Genomic DNA, 25,002 nt, shown 5'->3' with positions numbered 1-25,002 from the left:
CGTCCAAAAAGGACGGGCGGGACGCCCATCCCACAATAACAATTAAAATTGTAAGTTATTTAATTCGCGATCCTAAGTAGGGTGCGTCAGATATTAAGAACGGGCAAGATACCCGTTCCACAAAAATTCAATCTTCTTGTGGAACGGGCATCTTGCCCGTTCTTATGTGCAAGCGTTAATTTTTTTCTATGCCAAAGCCACAGAAGGATAAGAATTTCTCAGAAAACTCAGCAATTCTCGATTCACCGTTTGCGGCGCTTCCTGCTGAATCCAGTGACCACAGTGAGGAACTAATTTTAACTTAAACGGAGCCGTAATTAATCTGTCTAAACCTTCTACAAGTTTGTGGCTCAAAAACGCATCTTCTTCTCCCCAAAGTACCAAAGTAGGCACTGTCACAGGTTCTAATTTCTGCCCCAAATTCCAAAGCCTCTGCGGGTGAAACATCTGCCGATAATAATTGATAGCGGCGGCTAATACTCCCGGCTTTTCTAAAGCAGTCTGATAAATCTTAGTTTCCTCAGCACTAAAAGATCCTTTGCGAACAGCTTGTCCTTGAAAAACATTGTGAACAAAATCTTTCAAGTTTTGCCGGATCAACAATTCCGGAATGCCCGGAACCTGAAATGCCAAAACGTACCAACTGCGACGGATTTGATCTAAATTGCTCGCCATTTCCTGCACGAATCGCTGCGGGTGCGGAGCGTTTAAAATTGCCAAGCGGTTGAGTTGTTCAGGGAATTTTTGAGCTAAGTGCCACGCAATCGCCCCTCCCCAATCATGACCTACAACGTGAGCTTTTGTATAACCGAGGCTCGAAATCAAACCGCGAATATCCGCGCTCAGCGTATCTAAATCATAGCCGCTTTCCGGCTTGTCGGAATCGTTGTAGCCCCGCAAATCCGGCACCACAACCTTGAAATGACGGGCTAAAGCAGGGATTTGATGACGCCAAGAGTACCAAAACTCTGGAAACCCATGCAGGAGGAGAACGAGCTCGCCTTCTCCTTGAGAAACGCAGTGCAGGCGGATGTTATTGGTTTCGACAAAGATGTGTTGCTGTTCGGAATCTAAAGAATTCATAGTTGGAAAGTTAGACTTATTTTCGGGAAGTACAGAACCCGCCGACTGGTAGCAGGCTAAAACTTCCCAATGGTGTTAAATTTTCTACTTTTATTGTAGCTGCTTTTCGATCCCCGCCGCTGTAATCTAATTAAACTTAAAACTTGTAGGGCCTTGGGTTGTCCTGTGTTTTAGGTGTAACTACTGAGTTGAAGTTTATCACCTTAAATGTATTGTTTTAACAGCGGCGCAGGCGATTCAATAATAGCACAATTTCGTCCGTTGCCGATCGCATTTTTGCAGTCGATAGGTCAGATTGATTGACGATAATGCTAAACACCAGCGGCTCGTAATTCGGAACTTCGATATATCCCGACAGCGCCGAAACTCCGCTCATAGTTCCTGTTTTTGCTTGCATAATTACGCGATTTGGTGTAGTATTAAAGCGATTTTTCAAAGTGCCGCTCTCACCAGCGATCGGCAGTGACTGGCGGTAAATAGATGCAGTAGGTGAATTGGCCATAAATCTCAAAGTTTGCACCAAGGCTTCTGGAGTAATTAAATTGTGCCGAGACAAGCCGGAACCGTCGGCTAATATGTAGCTGTTTGGATTTACTCCTAATTGAGTTAAAACTGCCTTTACCTCTTTCAAACCGCTTTCACCTGTATCCTCTTGTGGCACAGGCACCTTGTCTGTAACTTTTCCCAGCAATCTCAATAAAACTTCTGCATAAAGATTGTTGCTTTCGCGATTAGTTTCTCTCACCAGTTCCGCCAGCGGCGGCGATTCAACGGTCGCTAATTCTTGATTTAAATTGCTAGAAGCCGATGCAACTAAAGCCTGTTTAACAGGAATTCCCTCAGCCGCCAGGGCTTGTTGAAAATACTGCAAAAAATTATTAGCGGGGTTGACAACTGCGACATAAGCTGATTCAGGTTCTGCACCAACTTTCAACTGTCCGCTGACTCGAATTATAGGTCGATCGAACTCCCGGCCAACTTCAATAAACTCGGATTCGTTTTCGGCGACTGTTACTGAATTGTTCTGAACTTGCCACTGATTTGCCAGCTTTGGTTCGGCAAAAGTAACTTTCAGAGGTTGCCCCAGAGCCTGTGGGGACAATAAAAGGTCGATCGCGTTTTGATTGAAAATTAAACTGTTAATCGGCGCTCCGTAGCCAGCTTGCGCGTCTTCCCATTCCCAATTCGGATTGACTGCACTACCTTGAAAATAGCTGTCATCGCCAATCAACTGGTTAACTTGACTGATTCCCCGCTGCTTCAACTGCTGCGCCAAGGATTTCAACTGAGCCTCAGCAATGCTCGGATCTCCCCTGCCGGCAACGTACAAACTTCCATTTTCGCCGCTGTAAACCGATGTCTTAATCCGAAAATCGGCACCGAGTTTCTGCAAAGCAGCCGCTGTAGTTAGCAGCTTGGCATTTGATGCTGGAATAAAATATTTTTGGGCGTCGCGGCTGTAGAGAGTAGTAGTAGAAGATAGAGGTTGAATCAAAATGCCCCAGCGCGATCGACTAAATTCGGGACGGTTGGCGATCGCATCTACTTGCGCCCCCAATTCCCCCGGACAAATATCCCCAGCAACCGCCGACGTTTGAGCAGCAACCGCCGATGGACGCCCCAGAATTAGGACTAACAAACTAAGCGCAATTCCTTGGATTTTCAAAGTGTCAGTTCCTTAGCAATAACTATTAAAATTAGATGCGCCCGATCTTGGAAGTTTCACGGAATCAAGTCAATATTAATAATAATAACGCGCATGAATTCTCGGATTGAACAGCGCCTCTACAGGTTTTCCCCCTTTGAGGTGCTCTTCCACAATTAACAGTACATCACTCGGTTTAACTCGACAATACCAAATTTCGTCTGGGGTAACTCGTACAGTCGGGCCAGTGGTGCACTGTCCCTGACAGCTACAGGCTTCCACTTTCACCCCGGCAACTTGTTGAGCTTCAAAAGCAGCTAGCACTGCTGCTGAACCATTTTTCAGGCAAGATTGATACTGGCAAACCAATACACAGCGCGCTTCTGGTTGGGAGTCTGGTTCTCTGGCTGGAGATTCTGGCATTGGTAAGGATTTATCCGCTATTTAAGATATCTTAACAATCTTGTCAGGTCGATCGCCCGCTGGAGTCCGGCAAACGGCAGAATTTTATAGTGCGATCGAAAAAACAGCAAAATTCTGGCATTCAAACTTTTTCCTTCTTTACTACCTTCAAACCAATCCTTTCAGCAGAGCTGCCTTTCTTCAGTCTGTGTCACGCTTTGCCTATATGATCGATAAGGAGAGATAACTCAATCAACCGCTAATCATGCCAAAAACAGTAGCCGATGTAATGAGCCGCGAGCCGATTTTGGCGCGACCCGAAATGCCCTTGAACGAAGCGATTAAAATTTTAGCTGATCGACGCATTAGCGGTCTTCCCGTCGTAGATGAGAATGACTTGTTGGTAGGAGTCATCTCCGAAACCGACTTGATGTGGCGGGAAACCGGCGTAACTCCGCCCGCTTATATCATGGTGCTCGACAGCGTAATTTATTTGGAAAATCCCTCTCGTTACGAGCGAGAACTCCACAAAGCTTTAGGACAAACAGTAGGAGAAGCGATGAGTACAGACCCAGTTACCATCGGGCCCGACAAATCTATCCAAGAAGCTGCCAAACTGATGCACGATCGCAGTATCCATCGATTGCCGGTGGTCGATTCGGCGGGCAAAGTAATAGGCATCCTCACTAGGGGAGATATTATCCGATCGATGGCTGCGGAATCTTAATTAACTTTTGCAGTTCCAGGAGTGTATCAGAAAATGAGTCGATCACTCCTTAAATCTCGCTTGCTTTTGGCAATTACCAAATCAAAAATCAAAAATCAAAAATCAAAAATCAAAAATCCGATGAGCATTACCCCTGAGTCTGTCGAACAATTGCTGAATTCCGAGGATTTTGGCGAAAGACTGCGAGCAGTCAACCAACTGCGGCAACTAGAACCCGCGATCGCTTATAAACTGATTCAAATTGCGATCGGCGACAAAAACGTCCGGGTTCGCTACGCAGCAGTCAGCCAATTATCAACCCTCGGCACGCAGAATCTGGCGAACGCTTTAGAGGTACTGCGAAACAGCTTGAACAACGACCCCGAACCCGACGTGCAAGCAGCAGCAGCGGATGCTTTGGGCGCATTGAAATTAACTGATGCTTTAGAAGATTTGCAGCAAGTTTATAGCAGTACCTCTGAATGGCTCGTACAACTGAGCATCGTCGCGGCTTTGGGAGAAATGGGAGATCCGAAAGCCTTTCCGATGTTAGAAAATGCCCTGACTTCTGAAAACGAATTGATCCAAACCATTGCCATCAGCGCATTAGGTGAATTGGGAGATAAACGGGCGCTGCCGCTGCTGCTTCCCTACGCTTCCAATGCAGATTGGCAGATCCGTTACAGAGTCGCCCAAGCTTTGGGGCGGTTGGGCGGTGCAGAAGCACAGACAGCTTTGGAAATTCTCGCCAAAGATGAGGTTGAGCAAGTTGCTCAGGAGGCTAAAGTCGGACAAGAAAATGGTTTGAAATCTTGAGATTGCTTTTGTGATCGCGAACAAGCCTGCGCGGTTGTGAATTTTGAATGAATTTAGAATTTTTTGTGAGGATTCTACTAAAAACTCTGTTCGCGATCGCACACATATTTCAGAAACCCGGTTTCTTCCTATATTTCTTGTTCCTCTCTGCAAAACTCCTAGAAACCGGGTTTCTAGCCAGCCAGCCAGCGGGCTGGTTGCGTAGCGTAAACCTTACTGATCAGGAAAAATCTAAAATCTAAAATCTAAAATCTAAAATTGTATTGATGCCACGGGCGATCGCACATTCCTTTGAAACTCTCCTTAAATTCGAGCGTACTCTTCCCTTTCCCAATCAGAGCCAGCCTCTTGACATCCACACTTTGATAACAGCTATAATCAAAATAGATACAGCAGCGGCAGGGATTAACACAATTATTGAATTGTGTCCAGCCACCGATCGGGGAAACTATCGTTAAGACGGTAAGCCATCTACCAGCAAAACCAAGTCTTAAAACTGTTGATCATCCCCATGCTTGAACAATTACCAAATTCAGGTTCTCAGTCCTCGGACATTTTAACAGGAGAGCGATCTGCCTCTCAAATTGCCCCAACTTCAACCACCAATCAAAACTTTATTTATAGAGTTTTAGAACTTACAAACATCGAACGCGGCAAATTGAGTTTATCACCGCTAACCTTAAATACTCAGTTACTAAATGCGGCGGAAAATCACAGCCAAAACATGGCACTGCAAGACTTCTTTTCGCATACCGGAAAAGATGGTTCGTCATTCACCAGTCGCATTACTACAACGGGCTATCAATTCTCAGCGGCAGCAGAAAATATTGCTGCGGGTTCTTCTACACCCGAACAAGTTGTATCCTCTTGGATGAACAGCAGCGGCCACCGGGCTAACATTCTTAACCCGAATCTCAAAGAAATTGGGATTGGTTACTATTTCTTAGCCGACGATACTGGCACAGAAAATTTCAATCACTATTGGACGCAAGTTTTTGCGACTTCTCTTGACGGTAGTGTCAATCCCGCACCGACACCTACTCCCACACCTACACCGACACCTACTCCCACACCTACTCCCAACACATTGGTATCGATTACTTCGCCAATACTCAATGCTATAGGGGACGGCAGCCCGACGACAGCACCCAAAAATACAGCCAGCGACGGCAATTATTTCCTATCAGATAGTGCCGATACTCAAATACCGACAAATGCTGCGGGATTGCCAATTTTTGCCCTTTCCGGCAAAGACAATATCACGGGGGGAGAAGGTGCTGATAGCATCAATGGAATGCAAGGTGCGGATACAATTAATGGCGCAGGCGGCAATGACAGCTTATCGGGTGGCAAAGAATCGGATTCAATTGATGGCGGTGTTGGCAATGATTTTATCAGCGGAAACAACGATAACGATCGACTAATCGGATCTGACGGTAACGATATTATTCGCGGCGGCAAAGAAGATGATGTCTTGATTGGCGGTAACGCCGACGATTTGTTGGCGGGCGATCGCGGTCAAGATATTCTGATCGGCGGCGCTGGAAATGATACGTTTATTTTAGCAGGAGGTTTGTCTGCTTCGGCTACTTTAATTAGTGCCGATGTGATTACCGATTTTGCTATCGGGGATAATATTGGTTTGACTGACGGTATGGGATTTGCCAACTTGACTTTTGAAGCTGTGAGTTTGCAGTTGGATGGAGGTGCAAGTGTCGCTTCTACGGCGATTAAGTCGGGCAGTAATTATTTAGGAATCGTGCAGGGTGTAAGTCAAAGTCAGCTTACATCTTCTGTTTTTGTCAACGCCTAAAAAACAGCATACCCAGATTCCCGACTTCTTGGAGAAGTCAATCGATTTTAGATTTTAGATTTTAGATTTTAGATTAAAGAATTGAAGCATTGACCTCACGGATAAATTAGGGGGCTCCTTTATCGGATACAGGTTTTTTATTTCTGGACGGATGAATCTGGGGGCTTGTATCCTGGATGCTTTCGGTCAACTCAACCGCAGGCATGGGTACTGAGTTTACGATCGCATTATCAGTGAAAGCCAACTTAATCCGGTCAAGTCAGAGGTTTTTGCAAGCTGCCGTCATACCCTTCGGGTTGACGGTGAGTTCTTGACTGGTGCAGCTTAAAAGTGGGTAGCAAGAGCGATAGATGCTGCATCAGACTGAAACGACTCATTTAGCAGTTTGGCGATCGTATCAGCGTTAGCAGGGCGACTGAAGTAAAACCCTTGACCTTCATGGCAGCCTCGCGCTTGCAGGTAGTCACGCTGCTCCTTGGTTTCAATGCCTTCTGCGGTGATCGTTAATCGCAGACTTTTTGCCAGAGCAATGATCGCATCAGTAATGGTGGCGCTGTCCGGGTTAGACAGTACATCTTGGACAAAGGATCGATCGATCTTGAGCATATTAACCGGAAACCGTTGCAGGTAGTTGAGGGAAGAATAACCTGTGCCAAAGTCGTCTAGGGCGAGGGACACGCCAAGTTCTCGCAGTTGCGTTAAGATTTTGACCGATCGCTCGATGTCAGTCATCAAGGCAGTTTCAGTCACTTCCAGTTCTAAATACGCAGCTTCGAGTTCGGTCTCTGCCAAAACTTGGCGAACCATCTCAACCAGATTCCCCTGCTCAAATTGTCGAGCCGACAGATTCACCGAAATCCGCAGCGCTGGCAGCCCAGCCAGTTGCCAGCTACGGGTTTGAGCGCAAGCCGTTCGCAAGATCCATTCACCAATGGGCACGATCTCGCCATTGGCCTCGGCGATCGGAATAAATTTTGCCGGAGAGACCAAACCCTCTGTAGAATGCTGCCAGCGAACCAGCGCCTCGGTTGCTGTCACCTGTCCGCTGTCGAGGTCGATCAGCGGTTGATAGTAAACCAGTAGTTCGTTACGATCCAGCGCTCCGCGCAGGCTATTTTCTAGGGTCAGTCGCTCCTGTAACTGAAGGTTCATTTCTGGTGAATAAAACTGATATTGACTCCGCCCTTGCTGGTTTGCCTGATGAAGTGCGAAGTGAGCTTGCTGGAGAAGTTGCTCTGCAGAATTGGTATTTTCTAAATGGTTCAATGTAATGCCAAGACTGGCGGTGAGGTGGATCGGTTGGCCCTCTACAGAGAAAGGTTTTGCTAGTGTACTCAGCAGCAGTTGGGATAGCTTGACCACACTCTCCAGCGAGGGGAGGTCGCTGCGAGCGATCGCAAACTCACCATCGCCCAAACGCGCCAAGACATCTGACCGATCCATGCACTGTACCACCCGTTGGGAAACGGCTCTAATTAGTAAGTCGGATATCCCAGGCTCCAACGCATGGCGCATCCCTGTGAAATCATCGATACCCAATACCAGAACTGCGACCATGGGTGAGTGATTTTGGGATCGGGTTTCATTCAGGCGATCGCAGAATAAATCACGATTTGGCAACCCAGTCAGTTGATCGTAGTGGGTAATGTAATCAATCAATTCATCTAGTTTGTAAAGCGTTTGTGAGGAATTTGCCATCAGCGTACCAACTTCATCATTAAACTCTGTGGGTAAGTTCGGCAATATTCTTGTATCGAGGTAGTTTTGTAGAGCCTCCGAGGTTAAGATTACCGGAACCAGGAGGTAGCGTAGCGTAGAAAGCGTTACTGCCGTACCCGCTAATGTCGCCAGCAGAGCAATCAGCAGAACCCGGACTGATGTCTCTACAGAGTAAGCGTTTGAGGTAAGAAACCAAACCATTAAGGTTAGCAAAGGAACGTGCGTGCCTAAAAATGCAACCACCATAATTTTGGCAGTGTAGCTTTTTTTTAGCCAGGGGAGATGGCCCAAGGATGAGTATAGGTTAAGGTTAGGCTTTTGTTGCATAGGACTCGGTTTAAAATTTTAAAGTTGGTAGAGTATCCAGCAGTCTCGTACTAGGTGCGTTGGCTCCAGAAACGGCTTTTTTAACTAAGGAGCGATCGCCTTAGATTTGACAGATATTTTACAAATCGATCGGCAATACCGGGCTACGATCGCTTGTCTGATAAAATATCCAAGTGATCGCTAAACAACAAATATATGTACTGACCCTAATCGCCTTTTTCAAAAACGTCAGTGATCCGCGCCACAAATCACAAAGTTGATTTTTCAAAAGCTACAAATTAGCTTGACATTCAGCTTTTAGTCCGCTACTGATAACTAATGACTACTAACTAAATTACTAAAAAGGGAACTATGAAAAAAGTAGCCGTGTTTGGCAATGCAGGAGGCGGTAAATCAACTCTCAGCAAGAGATTATCTGAAATCACTGGTTTGCCACTTTACGCCTTGGATAAGATTCAATATCAATCTGGGGGTGCTGAGGTTCCAAATGAAGAATATAAACATATCCATGAGAAAATTTTGGCTACTGACCGATGGATTATAGACGGGTTTGGTTGTATGGAAACCGTCTGGCTTCGACTCAACGAGGCGGATAGTCTGGTTTTTGTTGATTTGCCACTATACGTGCATTTCTGGTGGGTGACTAAACGGCTGATTACAGGTAAGTTTATACCCCCAGAAGGCTGGCCGGAAAAGAGTCCTATCTTAAAGAGTTCAATTAATAGTTACCGTGTTCTTTGGTTGTGTCACAAATATTTGACTCCCAGATATCGGGATTATGTCGATCGCGCTCAAAATACCAAAAGTGTTTATCACATCAGATCCACTGAAGAGATTTCACAATTTTTTGAATCGATAGTGCAAATAACAGTTGACAGTTGACAGTTGACAGTTGTTAGCTGCTACCAATAACCAATAATATCATGTCCGATCTAGTCACCGCGATACCTTCGTCGGGGCGGGTTTATCGCATCTCTCATTGTTAATATAGATCGTTCCTTAACCTACTCCTACAGCAATTATGGGCGAAGCGAAGCGGAGGGAATTGACCGGACACGATCTAACTAATAATCAATAACTAATCGCCAATAACTAAGGACTACTGACTACTGACTACTGACTACTGACTAATTGATGCCACAGCCGATCGCAAATTCCCTTGAAACTCGCCCAAAATGCGATCACACTCTTCCTTCTCCAAATTAGTCCAGTGCATCATCAAAGCTAATTTAACCGACTTGCCACTTTTTTCGAGCAAAAAACCCGCCTCATCCCGGTTCAAATCAGTTAAATCCTGCAACATCCGCACAGCCCGATCGCGCAATTTCTTATTAGTCACTGCCACGTCAACCATTCGATTGCCGTAAACCTTGCCCAGCTTCACCATTACCCCAGTCGAAAGGATATTCAAAGCCATTTTTGTGACTGTACCGGCTTTCAAGCGCGTCGATCCCGCCACTACCTCCGGGCCAACCAACAACCGAATATCAACATCAGCCTCAAAATTCACTTGTTCGACGGGTACGCAAGCCATAAACACAGTTTTCGCCCCCCGCTGGCGCGCCGCCTGCAAAGCGCCCGCCACAAACGGCGTCGTACCTCCAGCCGTAATGCCGACAACCACATCTAAGTTGGTAATTTGACGGTGGGCGATCGCCTCGGCCCCATCCTCAGCCCGATCCTCCAAATCCTCCGAACTCCGCACCAAAGCCCCCGCACCCCCGGCAATTATGCCCTGTACGAGTTCTGGTGGCGTGCAGAAGGTGGGGGGACACTCGGCCGCATCCAGCACCCCCAAACGCCCGGAAGTACCCGCACCGACATAAAACAGGCGACCTCCTTGACGCAGAGACTCGGCTGCAATGTCGATCGCTTGGGCTAACTGTTCGCGGGCACGGGCGATCGCGCTTAAGGTTTCGGCGTCTTCCCGGTTGAACAAGTCCACTAATTCGATCGAACTGAGTTGGTCTAAATTCTCGCTGTTGGTATTCACCTGTTCAGTCAGCAGATGGCCCCGTTCTTCCAAATTCTTCATTTTTTGTTAGTTGTTAATTGTCAGTTGTCGGCTAGTCCGTGGAGGGGGTAGGCACGGGGACACTACCCCTACAAAACGATGATTTCCCTGAGAATGAAACCGCCCTGCCTTCTTCCCTTTTCCGTCTTCACCTCGAATCTCAATATCCATCCGTTAAATCCCGTATACTACTCGTTGCCGAACTTCCTATTACAAAAGTCCTTCGAGTCGGCGGCGAATAGAATCCAGTTCGTTTTGGGAAACCTCAGAATCAGGTTCTGGTTCGGGCTCGGACTCCGGCTGCCACTGAGTCTGTGTTACATTGTCTTCTGGCGGAATAGCCAGCGCGCCCGCGGGGACAAGTTCCCAATCATAATCAACACTGTCGCAGAACTCCTTAATTTCCTCCTCGTCGATCGCCTCGACAGTGGGCTCGGGGAAATCCTGAGCTTCCAACATCACGCCAAAGCGGGTGGCGTCGTCTTCTGACTCAAACATCAGAACTTTGTTGCGATCGCCGAGTTGAATGGTATGAATTCCCTCATTCTCGGTGCGGGCATTGAAGAGTAAGACGAACACTCGCATAAGTTTTAAAGACCTTCTTAACCACCGTTTTTTTATCTTAGAAGCGATCGTGCGATTTTAGATTTTAGATTTTAGATTTTAGATTGACTGTCGATTTTAGGTGGTGTTGCGTGTTTTGATTAAGTTCGGTAAAGGTTTCTAGAGTCTACTCTGGAGTGGGGGCGTGTTTAGATTTTAGATTTTAGATTTTAGATTTTAGATTGACCACCGATCCTGCACTGCGGGGGGAATCTAGAGGATTTGGAGGAGTTGGAGGACTTGGTTTTAGGTGGTGTTGCGTGTTTTGATTAAGTTCGGTAAAGGTTTCTGGAGTCTACCCTGGAGTGGGGGCGTGCCTTTTGCCTGCGATCGATCCGGGGATCGGCACTTCCGACCTCACTTCTGAGTCTACCAAAGGCAGAAGCCACCCTGGCGAATCACAGAGATTATACCTGTCTAAAATCGGCTGATTTCCTATAATTCCTGAATTCTCTGATTTTTGAGAAACACCCATGACTAACTCGGACGATAACAAAAATCAACTCGCACCCCGTCCCCATCGCCGCTGGTGGCGTCTGCTGCTGCTTAGCGGTACGGGATTAAGTATTCTCGCCTTGGTGGGGGCGGCGGTAGGATACCAGTGGGTGCGGGAAAAGTTAGCTCCTTTGGTGGAAACGGAAGTCAGTCAGTTGCTGAAGCGACCTGTGCAACTCGGACGTTTGGAGGGATTTTCTCTGACAGGTTTGCGGTTTGGCCGATCGACTTTACCTGCAACTCCTACCGATCCCGATTACGCTTCTACAGAAGCAGTGGAAGTGCAATTTTCAATCTGGCCACTGCTGTTCAACCGCACTCTCAAATTAGACATTACCTTAGTTAAACCCAGCGCTTATATCGAACAGGATGCTCAAGGCCGCTGGGTTAATATTCCAACTAGGGAGCAAAAATCTCCGGGTTTATTTAAAACTGAAGTTGAGGCAATTCGAGCTGAAAATGTTGGCGCAGTTTTGGTCCCTAGTCCCGCAGTCGGACAGAAAACTTCGGCTCCTATTTCTGTAAATCTGAAAAATGGCAGTGCTCTATTTCGCGACCAAAATCAGCGCGTTCTCTACGAAGTAAACGGTCAGTTTACTAACAGCGATAATTTTATACTTAAAGCTGACTCTATGTTACCAGCAGCTCAAACTAACCTGCAGTTGCAAGGTCAAAATTTGCCTTTGCCCGACCTCGCTCGCTTGCTAAAACTTTCCAGCATTTCTTTACAAAAAGGTCTTGCTAATGGCAATTTGACCGTGCAAGTGCGAGACAATAAAGTATCGGGAATTACCGGAACGGCTAGTTTTGGAGGAGTGCAAGCGAGTATTCGTCCGCTGAAACAAATCATACAAAATAGCAGCGGTCAGTTGCGGTTTCAGGGAACTAATTTTATTGTCGATAGTCTGGCGGCTAATTACGGTCTAATTCCGCTGAGAATAGCAGGCACTGTTGCCACGGGAACTAATTTTAATTTGGAGAACGCTAGCTTCAATCTAACAACTAATGTGCAACCAGTCGCTTTTGCAAGTGTTGTCAGCGCGGTGGAGACAGAGTTAGGGCAGAAAGTTGTATTGCCCGTTGCTGTGGCGGGGGAAGTGAAGGCGGATGCCAAGCTGACTGGAACAGTTGCAATGCCGGTGCTGACAGGTACGATCGCCTCGACAAAACCCGCTACGGTCGATCGACTGCAATTAAACAATATTAGCACTAATTTCAAATTGGAACGGGGGAGAATAGCTCAAACCCCAACTCCCAATTCTAAATCTTCTATTCCCCCGTTTTCCTCTTTAGGTTTGACTTTGAGCGATATTTTGCTAGTGCCGGCGGCGGGGGGTAAAATTGGTGGCAAAGGTGAAGTTGATATTGCCTTGGGAAGTGAGAATTCGCGATCGGGTTTGGTGTTTGACTTCCAAGTTGAAAATGTACCCGGAGACGCGATCACCCAAATTTACGCTCTCCCAATTCCTGCTGGTGTTAATATTGGCAATGTCTCCGCAAAAGCTCAAATTTTCGGCCCGTTAGACAACATTCAAGCGAGAGTTCAATGGCAAGCACCGCAAGGAACTTTCCCCGCTGCAGGCGAAATTCGAGCCGCAAGGAATTCGGCTGATTTGCAAAATACAGTTGTGAAAATTGGCAACGCTTCTGTTAACGTGGATGCTGCGCTAAAAGACCGTCAGTGGCAAGCTTTGATCGAGGGCGATCGCGTGGATCTCAACAGTTTGCAGCAAGTGCTGCCCGACCTTAATTTGCCTCCTGAACTAACCGGTTTGTTCAGCGGAACCGTCGAAGCTGCGGGAACTCTGGACGATTTGAGTTTAAATGCGATCGCTGCGACAGGCAAAGGAAGGTTGAATATTGCTGACAGTATTGTTGATGTTAATGGCGAACTAGAATCGGGGAAATGGCAAGTTTTTGGCAACACTGAAAAAGTAGCTGTCAATCAATTAATTGATATTGGATTGCCGTTTTTAGCACGGGAAACGACCGCAGATATAGACAATCTAAAATCCAAAATCCAAAATCTAAAATCGTTAGGCGGGCAGCTAGCAGGTGAATTTCGAGTGGGGGGCAATGTTGACAATTTAACTGCTGGCGGAATCAATGTTAATGCCAACGGTAGGCTCAATTTTGCCGACAGCAATGTGAATTTAAACGGAGAATTGGTGGCGGGAAACTGGCAAGCAACAGCACAAACAGATCGCACTTCCATCGACCGCTTAGTAGATTTGACACTGCCGATTTTAGATGTGGCTTCAGCATTCAATCCCGAAAATCAGCAATCTGCAAATCTCAATAATCTAAAATCCAAAATTCAAAATCTAAAATCGATTGACGGACTGCTATCGAGTCAATTTACAGCATGGGGAAGTCTTGACAATTTGACGGCTAGCAGTATCAATGCCAGCGGCAACGGCAGACTCAATCTTGCCGGCAGCAATGTTAATTTTAAAGGAGAATTGGTGGCCGGAAACTGGCAGGGAACGGCAGAAACAGATCGCACTTCCATCAGCCGCTTGGTAGATTTAGGATTGCCGATTTTAGATGTGGCTTCAGCATTCAATCCCGAAAATCCCCAAACAGTAGCCAACATCAACAATCTAAAATCCAAAATCCAAAATCTAAAATCGTTAGACGGACAAATATCTAATCAAATTCAAGCCAGCGGTAGTCTTGATAATTCAACCGCCGCTGACATAGGCGTCAGCAGCAGCGGAAAACTCAATATAGGGGACGGTACTCTTGCTTTTAGAGGTAAATTAGAAGACAGACGCTGGCAAGCTTTCGCCGATGCCGATCGAGTTATTCTCAGTCGCTTAGCACTAGATTTGGGAATACCTATTTTAGATGTAGCTTCAGCATTTAATCCCGGAAGTCAGCAAACTGCCAACATCAACAATCTAAAATCCAAAATCCAAAATCTAAAATCGATTGACGGCAGAGTTAACGGCGAATTCCAAGCAGCGGGTAGTTTGGATAACTTGACAGCGAAGGGAATTAATGCTAGCGGAGAAGGAGTGATTGTGGTCGATCGACTCGGGGCGATCGATACTACAGCAAAATTGGAAAACGGCAACTTGCAAGCATTGCTGGAAACCAACGGAATTGCCGTCAGTAATTTAGAACAAACCCTCAAACAAACAGGTTTGCTGACAGCGGATTTACCACCAGAAATTAACGGAACCCTCGACGGCAAAGTCCGCATTTTGGGAACAGTAGACAATCTAACCGCCAACGGCATCACCGCCAACGGCGACGGACAAATTCGACTCGCCAACGGCGGAGGAATTGTCAATGCTAAAGGCCGCGCCGCATCGGGGAATTGGCGCGCGTCAATTGAGGGCGAGCAAATTGCTCTAAGTCGCTTCCAGCAAGCTTTTGAGTCGCAGCGACAAAGCTTGCAAACCGGAGGTGTAGTCTCTGGTGTCCAAAATCTCCCCCAGCTTGGAGGGCTGTTTAACGGCAATATCAATTTATCCGGCCCGATTGCGGCGGGCACGGGGGCACCGCCCCTACAAAATGTTCGCGCCGGTGGCAGTTTCCGCATCTCGGAATTGCCGTTTTTGAACCAACCTTTTGAGGCAGTATTTAATTGGGACGGCAAACGGGTGGAAATTGAGAACGCTACAACTCCGGGTTTGACAGCAAACGGCTTTGTTAACGTCGAACTCGAAGGTAGAGGAGGGCCCTCAATTTCCAACTTAGATTTGGATGTCAGACTCGCCAACTTTAACCTGGAAGCCTTACCAGCAGAACAACTAGGATTTTTGTCTACAATTGCGGACAAAAATTCCTCACAGCAAAACCCACCCCTGCGCGGCAATGTAGATTTTACCGGCAGCCTTACCGGAACCCTCGCCGCCCTCAGCTTAGTTGGCGACGTGGAAGTCCGAAATTTAGCAGTAAATCAAATCGCTTTTGACCCGGTACTGGCGGGGAGTGTGAATGCGGATGCTGGGAAAAGTGTAGATTTGCGTTTGGCCGGTCGCCAAGACAAAATCGAAGTAGCTTTAAATCAATCTTTTCTGCCGACATCTTTCTTAATTCAACGCGGGGAATCCGTGGCTAGGGGCCAAACCGAGGGAGAAACTTTGGGAGTTAATTTAAGCGATTTTCCCCTCGCTGCTTTGAATCTATCACCCGGTAAAGATGCTGGTTTGGGGCCGATAACTGGTACGGTTTCGGGACAAGTAAATGTGCCCGGTTGGAAGATGCCGTTAAATCCGGCGACTTTGCAAGCAAGTGGACAAATTGCGATCGCCCAACCGGCGATCGGCTACATTAAAGGTGACAGTTTCCAAGCCGAATTTAGCTACGCTAACGGCAGCGCCACTCTCACAAATGGCATATTCCGCCAAGGCAGCGGTCAATACTTAATTTCCGGCAATGTTCAAACAGGCGCCAACCCGCAATTTGCCGGGAAAGTTAACGTACAGCAAGGCAATTTGCAGCAGGTTTTAACCGCTTTGCAATATTTCAATTTAGGCGACTTGGCTAGAGGCCTAAAACCTCCCGTTTACGCTAGCGCCGCCGACGTGCAAACTGTAGGAGTGGGAGAACCAGAAGCCCCGCTAATCGAACAGTTGCGCCGCTTGGCAGAAATAGAAGTAATTTTGCAGCAGCAGCAAGCAGTGGAAACATCAGAAAAATTGCCTCCCTTATCCCAATTGCAAGGCACTTTTGGTGCGGAAATTGCTGTCGCCGGTTCTTTGCAAACGGGTGTGGAAGCTCAATTTAATGTGAAAGGTGATAACTGGCAGTGGGGAGAATATGTCGCTGAAACGTTCAGCCTTGAAGGCAGTTTTCAGGACGGAATCTTAACTGTTTTGCCTTTGGAAATTCGATCGGGCAAAAGTGCGATCGGCTTTTCGGGACAAATCGGGCAAAAAGCTCAATCCGGGCAGTTGCGGGTAGAAAATGTGCCCGTTGAAGAGTTGGCAGAACTGGTGGAATTGCCTTTTGTGGATGTCACGGGAAATTTGAATTTACGGGCGAATTTGGCCGGCAGTTTGGAAAACCCGCAAGCCACCGGGGAATTGAGTTTGGTTGACGGTACGCTAAACGGAGAACCGATTAAACAAGCCGACGGCAGTTTCAGTTACAGCAACGCCCGCCTGAATTTTGGCGGCAGCGCTTTGGTAACTCAAACCGAACCGATTGAAGTGCAGGGAAGTTTGCCTTTTGAGTTGCCGTTTGCAGCCGTGAAAGCTGACAGCAATCAAATCGATTTGAGGGCGAATTTGCAAAATGAAGGTTTGGCAATTATTAATGTATTGACTCCGCAAGTTGCGTGGGTCAGCGGTCAGGGACAGGTGCAAATTCGCGTGGGAGGAACGCTGCAAGACCCTGTAGCGCAAGGAATTGCGAATTTTGACAATGCAACCGTCCGCGCGCAAGCCTTCCCAGAACCGCTGACGGGGCTGACTGGGACGGTGCGCTTTGAGGGCGATCGTATTCGGGTAGAAGGAATTCGGGGACAGTTGAGTCAGGGAGAAGTTGTCGCCCAGGGCGTGATTCCGCTGTCTGTGCCTTTTGCGGAGGGCGATGTCGATGTGGCTAATCCTTTGACTGTAAATTTAGACAAGTTGGCAGTGAACCTCAAAGGATTGTACAGCGGCGGCGTAGTCGGTCAAGTGCAGGCAAGGGGCACGGCTAGGCGTCCGCAGTTGAGCGGTAATATTGAACTGTACAACGGCGAAGTATTTCTCCGAAGTCCCGGCGGCGGCCGAACTGAGTTAGCTTCTTCCTCTTCTGCTTCTGATTCTGATTCGACATCTTCCCCTTCCCCTGCGACTGAGGTTTCTGATTCCCCTTCTGCTGCGACTTCCCCTTCCCCTTCCCCTTCCCCTTCCTTTGAAGTTGGATTGAACGATTTACGACTGAATTTGGGCCGGGGAATTCGGGTCACAAGTGCGCCGATATTGAGTTTTCAGGCGACTGGGGGCTTGACGGTGAATGGAACTCTAGATGACCTTCGCCCGGAGGGTACAATTCGGTTGACTTCCGGGTCGGTGAATTTGTTTACAACGCAGTTTAGACTCGATCGAGGATACCCGCAGACTGCTACCTTTGTACCAACACAAGGACTCGATCCGACGCTGGATGTGAGATTAGCAACCTCGGTGCAGGAAGTAACGCGGTTCCGCACTCCCGGCACATCTGTAGCCTCTGAAATCGCAGACGAACCGACAACTTTCGGCAGCGTGCGGAGTGTCCGAGTTCAAGCGTTAGTGCAGGGAAGGGCTTCTCAGTTGGGAGAAAATCTGGAGTTAAGGAGTTCTCCGAGTCGATCGGAAACAGAGATTGTAGCGCTCTTGGGCGGCAGTTTCGTGCAGACTTTGGGACAGGGAGACAGTACACTGGCGATCGCAAATTTAGCCGGTGCGGGTTTATTGAACAACCTTCAATCGGCGATTACCAACGCCACAGGATTGAGCGAATTTCGCTTATTTCCCACTCGGATCAGAGGCAATGAAGCACAAAGTGCTAGTTCCAGTTCAGGTGCGGGTTCTCTCGGTTTAGGTTTAGAAGTTGGGTTTGACATCACGCGCAATATTTCAGCATCAATCATTCGAGTTCTGTCAGCAAATCAACCGACTGAATTTACTGTGCGCTATCGATTGAGCGATAAACTTTTACTCAGAAGTTCCAGTAATTTTCAAGGAGACAATCGCGTCACTGCTGAATATGAATTGAGGTTTTAGTTAGCAAAAAATACAGTCTAAAAAAAGCTGAATATCCTCAATCAGGAGCCGAACAAGTGAAAAGGAGAGAAGCACTAAAATTGGTAACAGTAAGCATGAGTTCTTTAATAGGGACAATATATTACTCGGGAGACCAATATATGCTTGGAAGTACGGTCAAAAATCATTATGACTGGATATTACTATACTGGATGCCCTATGACAATAATCTCTCAAGATTCGGACAACCAATTATTCAAATGCTAAGTAAAGGTGTAAAAAATGACAAGGTTTTGGTCGTAGTACAATCAGACTTTAGTGGCTCAGCAAAAGTTTCTAGAAGCATCATTAGCCCAGGTAAAGTTGATACGCAATACTTAGAAACAGCAGATAGTAGTAGCCCAGAAGTCTTGAGTGAGTATCTGATTTGGGCACAATCTCAATTTCAAGCCAGACGCTGGGCTATTGTGTTTTTAGGTCATAGTGGAACGCTTATGGAAATCAGCCCCGACGAACATCCCACCTCCCCTTTAATTTCAGAAATTAGATGGATGAATCTTCAAAAAATAAATCAAGTTATCTTTAATTTTAACCAATCTGTAAAGGGAAATTTAGAATTATTATTTTTCCAAAATTGTAATAAAGGAAATATTGAAGTACACCATACCTTCCAAAATACTGCTAAGTATACGCTTTCATCTCAGCTAGAACTTGGAGCGCCCAATTACTATTATGAGAAATTGTTAAGTGATTTGAGCGATTATCCAGACATTGATGGTTCTCAGCTAGCTAAAAAGATTATGGATTATGAACAGCCTAATATGTACCATAGTTTGACATTAACTAACAATCATTATTTTCGTTATTTGCAGGAAAAAGTTAATGTTGTGATTGATTCTATTTTGCAAGCAGATATTGCACCTGTGAAAGTTTTTATCTCCTCAATTTTAGGGTCGGGAGTCAATTTTCCCAATAACAATACTGTAGTAGTTTATCGTAACTTTGGAGAAACCTTTGTTGATTTCGGAAAGTTTTTACAAAAACTTACCCAATTATCAGGTGCAAGTCCGTCAGCTTGTAACGATTTACTGTTATTTTTAAATAATTTTCTCATTCAGAGAGTGCAACAGAATGGTGAATTACTTGACTTAAGAATTAGACATAAGTATAAAAACTTATCAGGCTTAGGTTTATTCTTACCTAGAAATCGGCAGAAACTGGAAAAGTATTTGTATTTATCGGTTTATTCAGACTTAAAGCTTGTAGAGCTTTTTGAGGCAGTTGTATTCGAGACAAAAAAGAACTAAAGATATTGGGGATATTTTACTTTCCCGACTTCACAGAAGCAGTCTGGGAGGTAAAAGAACAGCCAGCATTCGCTCCCAATTCCCACTTCCCAATGCTATAATAGTAACAGCAGCAAATTGGTGCTGCAAACCCCGCACACAAGGTTATAGGAGTTAAGTCAAATGGCAAACAAACTCCAAGTCAATACACAGCCGATCGGCTACAGCGACTTTTACTGGAACCGCTTTAGTCCGAGAGTTGCGACTATCAGCAGTGTCCGCAACGCCAATCACTGGGACGGCGGATTTATCACCTATATTGCATTTCCCACAAAAGTAGAAGCTACAGCAGCAATGAAATATTTGCTCTTGAATCAAAAAGCTGCTGATGTCGATATGCGGAAAGCCAAGCGAATGAAAGCAAAAGGCATTCGGTGGGAACTCAAAATTCGGGGTTTAGCTTTTAATGAAGTGCTGAAGCTTGCGACGATGGATATAACTGGAAAGCTAGTTATGTCGCCTGCAGCTACTACTCAAGCCACAGGCTGATAATTGAAAAACTTCGTAGTTGCGCTAAGGGTGGTAAAGCGCAACTACCAACCTAAAAATCCCTAAAATATTGCATTTTCCTTCTTCCTTGTTCCCTCTTCCCTCTATAATATGCGTTTCATCAGCCCCAAAACAGACTTTGCATTCAAAAAAATATTCGCTTCTTCCGAACATCCAGAAATTCTCATCAGCTTCCTAAATGCAATGCTGTATAACGGAGAACCAACCATCCAAGAATTAGAAATAATTGACCCTTATTCAGCAGGAAGCGTTACAGGATTGAAAGACACTTACCTGGATGTCAAAGCCAAGATTACCGGCAACAAAACGGTGATTGTGGAAATGCAGGTACTCAACGTCGCCGCCTTTGAAAAACGGGTAGTATACAATGCAGCCAAAACCTATTCTACTCAACTCAAAGCTGGAGAAGGTTATTTAAAGTTAAATCCGGTTATTGCTTTAACCATCACCGACTTTATCTTATTTGAAAACACCGAAAAACTCATCTCTAACTTTGAATTCACAGAAACCGAAGAGAAATTCGTCTATCCCAACTGCGAGTTAAAGTTAGTGTTTGTCGAGTTGCCGAAATTCAAAAAAGAATTGAATGAACTCGAAAATCTGCCGGAAAAATGGATCTACTTTATGAAAAACGCGCCATCTTTGGAAGCAGTACCAGATACATTGGGGTCTATTGAAGAGATTAATACCGCGCTGGGAATTGCCAACCGAGCAAATTTGACACTAGACGAATTGAATGATGTAGATAAACGAGAAATGTTTATCCAAGACCAAATCGGGTCTGTGATGAAAGGGATAGAAATTGGTATACAACAGGGGATTGAAAGGGGTAAAATTGAGGGGGAAATAGGATTAATTATGCGTCTACTGGTGAGGCGGTTGGGTGAGGTTACACTGGAAGTTCAAACTCGCATCCAGGGGTTATCTGGGCAACAGTTAGATGATTTGGGAGAGGCTTTGTTGGATTTTAGGAGTCAAGAGGATTTGATTGCGTGGTTGGATTCGGCGGCGGGATGAACTGATGAGTTTAAAAGAGAGTCAGGGATTTTTAACCCGGATTTGGTATAATTCTCAATCTCTGCATTCATTTAAACTTTAGTATCTGCGGGAACTTCATTCTGTACCAGCATCCAACCTACAAGCGCTAAAATAAGACCGAGGACGAGAAATCCTAAATCCCAAGCTAACTCGTTGATACCGGCTTTGACGTGGTGGATTCCCAAAATTTGATGGTCAACAATGCCTTCAACAAAGTCAAACAATCCAGCACCAATTAATATTGAACCGAAAAAAGTTTGAGTTGACAAAGGAACATCTTTGCGCTTCACCGCACTCCACAAACAGAAGATTCCCGCCACTGTTACCAACCAATCCGCAGCGTGAAACAATCCATCTCCGAGGGTATTTAATTCTAAACCGGCAACAGTAGCATCGGTTTTAACGCTGCTAAACATATGGTGCCACTGGAGGAGTTGGTGCAGCACAATGCCGTCAAAAAAGCCGGATTGACCGATACCGAGGAGAATTCCTGCGATAATTAGAGGTCGGCGGTTGTTAACAGAGGTGGCTGGTGAGTTTGTGCGATCGTCCAATGGAAAACCTCCGATGCTTTAAATGCTGAGCCTGGGTCTGTGAAGGGATTTGCCAGTACATTTTGTAGTTTTGCTGGGGAGGAGGGGCGATCGCATCATCCGCGAGATAGATTTCTGGATACTCTTGATGCTTAATGCCAACTACAAATCTAGTTTATAATTTGATTAACTATTCATCAACAGTCATATTCTCAAACAAAATAGGTTGAATTCGCCTCAAAACTTCCTCAATTATATCTGATCGACATTCACTAAGAAAACTTGCTTGCCTTGGGCGATAATCTTGCATAACGGAGTTGATCCGTCATAATTACACCTGTTATCGCTTCACCTTCTGGAATGGGAAGATAAAACGAATTTTTGCGTTGTGTGTTACTAATGGGACAGACGAACACAAACCCCATTTTTCGGTTAAATTTAGTTTGACTCACCACCAGTGCAGGCCTAGTCCCGATTTGTTCGTGTCCTGCTTGAGGGTCAAAATTGAGGCGAATAAAATGACCTCGGTCGGGGATATAGTTTACCAAACCTCCTCTCCTTCTGGTTTTCCCCAAGAGACTTCTTCGCTAGATTCTATTGCGCCTGCCAATAATTCATCTAGGGTATACTTTGATATTTTATTATTTACAGGCTCTATGACCAGTTTCCCATTTTCTATGCTGCAAATTACTGAATCTTCGGCTTTAAGGTTGAGAAACTTTACTATGTAGTCTGGTATTGGCAAAGCCAAGGAATCACCTAATTTGCTGATGTGTATTTTGGCTGTCATACATTTGCGATGTTAACACTCAGGTTTATTTATTGTAACACAATATTGGGCGGGGCGGGTTTATTGAGATTGCTGTTTATAAATATAGAGGTTGGTGAACCCGCCCATACATAACCTTTGTCTATGCAAACACTGCTTCTACGGCTTTCGGCAATTCTATCGGCACGAAATATGCGACTGGATACAAATAATGTTCGCCTGATTCATCAATAACTCGGATAAATTGATGTTCCGCAGCGCGATTATCCGGTATTATTTGGTAGATTTTTCGCACTTCTAAGGATGCTTGATAGTCTTCGTTATTAATGCAAACTACAAATCTGGTTTCTAAGTTATGGGGATTCATGACTCTTCCTATAAAATATATTTGATTTTGATTTCTTTTTTTCCAATGCCGTGTGCTTCATACCAATGTAGCTTAGCTTTTCAGGCTGTACAATCAGTAAGGATAATTGTTGCAATTCCTTTGAGTTTTATCCAACGTCCATTACCCTAATTTTTCTGCAAACGTTCCACTTCCCGAATTGATTTACCTACTGCTATTGTTTCAATATTAGTAATGTTTCCGATAATTTGAAAGTTCATTGGACATCAAATATTCAACTTTGCTAACTGTTTTCGGCGTGAGAGAAGAGACACTCACTCCAACCAACAAAACCACCAACACAACTCACTACACCAGAAATACTGCCAATAGTATAGACTATTGGCGGTATTTCCGCCCAGAACAGACACAGGAAGATGTCCTGGCGCTGTATTCTTCTCTGAGAAAGTGAGGTCGTCGTAGTACAGCCATTTGCCGTTTTTTCGCCAGCCCACCGTATCGCCAAACGTCTCCCATATTGCCTCATCATGTCGAGTGGTTCCCCCTAGACTTTGATAAATGCGTTTCTGCACGCTGAAGCCGAAGTTACCGTTAGAATACTTTACCCAAAGTTGGTCAATGGTACTCAATTCATCGCAGGGAAATTTTTTAATACTTTTTGTGTCCAGGAATCCTTCTTTCTCCCTACCCGCCGCCTTCAAAATCAGTCTCAGCGTTTCTCTATCCGCTTCTTTCCACCTTCGGGCAGCGAGTAAATCGCGCAGATTTGTATAGTCTATTCCACGCTCAGATTTGAGAGGAATATCAGCCTCAGTACGAGTAGTATTCGTTACAGGAGTAGATTTTGAAGACACTGGCGATTCCGATCGCTTTTCAACACTGGCACCAACAGAATTATTTTGAGACGATACGTCATTTTCTCTCCTTGACACAACAATTCTTTTAATTCCATTAATAGCATCTATATCGCCCGGAGATGCTGCTAATACGCGAATCCACGACTGTTCTGCCCGCTCAAAATCTTTGTTTACTTCCGCATAATAAGCATCAACTTTCATTTTAGCAACATCATATAAAGTTGCATATTGTGGGCAAATAATTAAGTGTGACTTCGCGATCGGCTCTGCAATAACGTAAGGTGTTTGTCGCACTTTTTGGCTTTTGTATTGCCGGATCAGTTCAGGAACTCGTGAGTTCAAATAATGATCTAATCGCTCAACAGTTGCACATTTACCTTGAACGCCCAACCCCTCAAGCAGTGCTTTTGTAAAAACACCCTGCTGTAAATCTTCAATTTCATAGGAAAATTCATTAGGACTGCAAGAAAAAAATGTAATAACTCCCTTTTGTCGCGCAACTTCCGTGGCTTGATTGCCCATTCCTTCTCCCGATTTACTCCCTCGATCCCGACAAGCATCCAGAATCAAAATAACATTATCAGCACCGCAGCGACGCAGGCGTTCAGTCACCAAATTAATCGGAATTGCCGTATTCTCAATATCTCCCGGATCGCCATCGCACGGCATCAAATAATCAGAGCCGTTATGGGGCATTCCGTGACCGCTGAAAAAAAACCAAAAGTTATCTCCATCTCCCAAAAAAGGTTTTTCAAACATCGTCCTCAAAACTCGTTTCAGATTGATAAAAGAAGGACGAGTTGGTATACCTTTAATATCAGGAGAGTCCTCTGAGAATAAAAGAACTTTCTCAAACCCCCCGCGAACGCGAAAAAATTCACGCATTAACTCTGCATCCCGCTTGGCATATTTCAGCGGAGTTAGGAAATCATAGGCATTGATGCCAATTGATATGGCTAAATTTTTTCCCATCTCACCTTAACACTTCCGTTTAAATCTCAACAATACAGTTCTGGTATCTGCAACTTTAGCCCCCAGACCGACTAAACTGAAAGAACCCTCGGCGTTAATCGCAACGGATAAATCAATTTCAGATAACTCGATCGACTTCATGTCAGCTTCCGCATCCGCACGGGTGAACATTTGATCTACCGTTTTCATCAAGTCAACCAATTCTTTTTCTAATTTCTTGATACTGACATTGTGAAGTCGCAAGCTAAGTAGCTAGACAAAATTAATTACATAGTTTTCTCCAAATTCTTTCAGGATTTTTTCCACAGATGTAACAAAAGTT

Annotated in this window: 21 protein-coding genes; 9 read left to right on the top strand and 12 right to left on the bottom strand. The window is 45.4% G+C overall.

The annotated features are described in order from the left end of the window. Positions 1-186 precede the first annotated feature (186 nt). The 3 genes from Q5691_RS24285 to Q5691_RS24275 all read right to left on the bottom strand — a co-directional run bounded on the left by Q5691_RS24285 (position 187) and on the right by Q5691_RS24275 (position 3,151). Complete coding sequence (locus Q5691_RS24285) at positions 187-1,083, bottom strand: alpha/beta hydrolase (RefSeq protein ID WP_333233231.1); 897 nt, start codon at positions 1,081-1,083, stop codon at positions 187-189. Between the two features lie 217 nt (positions 1,084-1,300). Further along, positions 1,301-2,743: a D-alanyl-D-alanine carboxypeptidase/D-alanyl-D-alanine endopeptidase gene (gene dacB / locus Q5691_RS24280; protein WP_445304762.1), complete on the bottom strand. Its 1,443-nt coding sequence runs from the start codon at positions 2,741-2,743 to the stop codon at positions 1,301-1,303. A gap of 81 nt (positions 2,744-2,824) precedes the next feature. Beyond that, positions 2,825-3,151 carry a (2Fe-2S) ferredoxin domain-containing protein gene (locus tag Q5691_RS24275; protein WP_333213042.1) on the bottom strand — a complete coding sequence of 109 codons (327 nt, stop codon included), beginning with the start codon at positions 3,149-3,151 and terminating at the stop codon, positions 2,825-2,827. A 244-nt stretch (positions 3,152-3,395) separates the two neighbouring features. Between Q5691_RS24275 and Q5691_RS24270 the strand changes: the two genes are divergently transcribed. The 4 genes from Q5691_RS24270 (at position 3,396) to Q5691_RS24255 (ending at position 6,779) form a co-directional block, all read left to right on the top strand. After that, the gene (locus tag Q5691_RS24270) at positions 3,396-3,857 is read left to right on the top strand and encodes a CBS domain-containing protein (RefSeq protein WP_333213043.1); all 462 of its coding nucleotides are present in this window, start codon (positions 3,396-3,398) and stop codon (positions 3,855-3,857) included. A 120-nt stretch (positions 3,858-3,977) separates the two neighbouring features. Next, positions 3,978-4,652, top strand: a complete 675-nt coding sequence (nblB, locus tag Q5691_RS24265) for a phycobilisome degradation protein NblB (RefSeq protein ID WP_333213044.1) — start codon at positions 3,978-3,980, stop codon at positions 4,650-4,652. A 511-nt stretch (positions 4,653-5,163) separates the two neighbouring features. Continuing rightward, positions 5,164-6,465 carry a CAP domain-containing protein gene (locus tag Q5691_RS24260; RefSeq protein ID WP_333347588.1) on the top strand — a complete coding sequence of 434 codons (1,302 nt, stop codon included), beginning with the start codon at positions 5,164-5,166 and terminating at the stop codon, positions 6,463-6,465. 176 nt (positions 6,466-6,641) lie between these two features. Beyond that, positions 6,642-6,779, top strand: a complete 138-nt coding sequence (locus Q5691_RS24255) for a hypothetical protein (protein WP_333309104.1) — start codon at positions 6,642-6,644, stop codon at positions 6,777-6,779. A 10-nt stretch (positions 6,780-6,789) separates the two neighbouring features. Here the strand turns inward: Q5691_RS24255 and Q5691_RS24250 are convergent, their stop codons facing one another. Beyond that, positions 6,790-8,430, bottom strand: coding sequence for a bifunctional diguanylate cyclase/phosphodiesterase (locus tag Q5691_RS24250; protein WP_333347584.1), 1,641 nt, complete (start codon positions 8,428-8,430; stop codon positions 6,790-6,792). Between the two features lie 432 nt (positions 8,431-8,862). On the opposite strand from Q5691_RS24250, the gene Q5691_RS24245 reads away from it, so the two are divergent. Further along, the gene (locus Q5691_RS24245) at positions 8,863-9,393 is read left to right on the top strand and encodes an adenylate kinase (RefSeq protein ID WP_333213047.1); all 531 of its coding nucleotides are present in this window, start codon (positions 8,863-8,865) and stop codon (positions 9,391-9,393) included. A gap of 238 nt (positions 9,394-9,631) precedes the next feature. On the opposite strand, the gene murQ is transcribed toward Q5691_RS24245, so the two are convergent. Both murQ and Q5691_RS24235 read right to left on the bottom strand, forming a co-directional pair. Further along, on the bottom strand, positions 9,632-10,546 hold the full coding sequence (gene murQ / locus Q5691_RS24240; protein WP_333309099.1) for an N-acetylmuramic acid 6-phosphate etherase: 915 nt from the start codon (positions 10,544-10,546) through the stop codon (positions 9,632-9,634). 189 nt (positions 10,547-10,735) lie between these two features. Further along, on the bottom strand, positions 10,736-11,110 hold the full coding sequence (locus Q5691_RS24235) for a DUF3110 domain-containing protein (protein ID WP_333213049.1): 375 nt from the start codon (positions 11,108-11,110) through the stop codon (positions 10,736-10,738). A 491-nt stretch (positions 11,111-11,601) separates the two neighbouring features. Between Q5691_RS24235 and Q5691_RS24230 the strand changes: the two genes are divergently transcribed. From Q5691_RS24230 to Q5691_RS24215, 4 genes are all read left to right on the top strand, one after another. Further along, positions 11,602-18,330, top strand: coding sequence for a translocation/assembly module TamB domain-containing protein (locus Q5691_RS24230; RefSeq protein ID WP_333347581.1), 6,729 nt, complete (start codon positions 11,602-11,604; stop codon positions 18,328-18,330). Between the two features lie 140 nt (positions 18,331-18,470). Next, the gene (locus tag Q5691_RS24225; protein ID WP_333309095.1) at positions 18,471-19,616 is read left to right on the top strand and encodes a clostripain-related cysteine peptidase; all 1,146 of its coding nucleotides are present in this window, start codon (positions 18,471-18,473) and stop codon (positions 19,614-19,616) included. Between the two features lie 162 nt (positions 19,617-19,778). Beyond that, positions 19,779-20,144, top strand: coding sequence for a hypothetical protein (locus tag Q5691_RS24220; RefSeq protein ID WP_333213052.1), 366 nt, complete (start codon positions 19,779-19,781; stop codon positions 20,142-20,144). A gap of 111 nt (positions 20,145-20,255) precedes the next feature. Next, positions 20,256-21,182, top strand: a complete 927-nt coding sequence (locus Q5691_RS24215) for an Rpn family recombination-promoting nuclease/putative transposase (protein WP_333347578.1) — start codon at positions 20,256-20,258, stop codon at positions 21,180-21,182. Positions 21,183-21,253: 71 nt separating this feature from the next. Here the strand turns inward: Q5691_RS24215 and Q5691_RS24210 are convergent, their stop codons facing one another. The 6 genes from Q5691_RS24210 to Q5691_RS24190 form a co-directional block, all read right to left on the bottom strand. Continuing rightward, the gene (locus Q5691_RS24210) at positions 21,254-21,757 is read right to left on the bottom strand and encodes a DUF2243 domain-containing protein (RefSeq protein ID WP_333347576.1); all 504 of its coding nucleotides are present in this window, start codon (positions 21,755-21,757) and stop codon (positions 21,254-21,256) included. Between the two features lie 251 nt (positions 21,758-22,008). Continuing rightward, complete coding sequence (locus Q5691_RS27805) at positions 22,009-22,284, bottom strand: type II toxin-antitoxin system PemK/MazF family toxin (RefSeq protein ID WP_445305847.1); 276 nt, start codon at positions 22,282-22,284, stop codon at positions 22,009-22,011. Continuing rightward, the gene (locus Q5691_RS24205; protein ID WP_333347573.1) at positions 22,278-22,526 is read right to left on the bottom strand and encodes a hypothetical protein; all 249 of its coding nucleotides are present in this window, start codon (positions 22,524-22,526) and stop codon (positions 22,278-22,280) included. The genes Q5691_RS27805 and Q5691_RS24205 overlap by 7 nt, the downstream gene beginning before the upstream one ends. A 121-nt stretch (positions 22,527-22,647) precedes the next feature. Beyond that, complete coding sequence (locus Q5691_RS24200; RefSeq protein ID WP_333347570.1) at positions 22,648-22,872, bottom strand: hypothetical protein; 225 nt, start codon at positions 22,870-22,872, stop codon at positions 22,648-22,650. Positions 22,873-23,165: 293 nt separating this feature from the next. Further along, positions 23,166-24,680: a GUN4 domain-containing protein gene (locus tag Q5691_RS24195; protein WP_333309088.1), complete on the bottom strand. Its 1,515-nt coding sequence runs from the start codon at positions 24,678-24,680 to the stop codon at positions 23,166-23,168. A 6-nt stretch (positions 24,681-24,686) separates the two neighbouring features. Further along, positions 24,687-24,923, bottom strand: a complete 237-nt coding sequence (locus Q5691_RS24190) for a Pepco domain-containing protein (protein WP_333347567.1) — start codon at positions 24,921-24,923, stop codon at positions 24,687-24,689. Positions 24,924-25,002 lie beyond the last annotated feature (79 nt).

The sequence above is a fragment of the Microcoleus sp. w1-18aA5 genome (genome assembly GCF_036701705.1).
Lineage (GTDB): Bacteria > Cyanobacteriota > Cyanobacteriia > Cyanobacteriales > Microcoleaceae > Microcoleus.
Note: the sequence above shows the minus strand (reverse complement) of the source record. Positions and strands in the feature narration are given on the sequence as shown.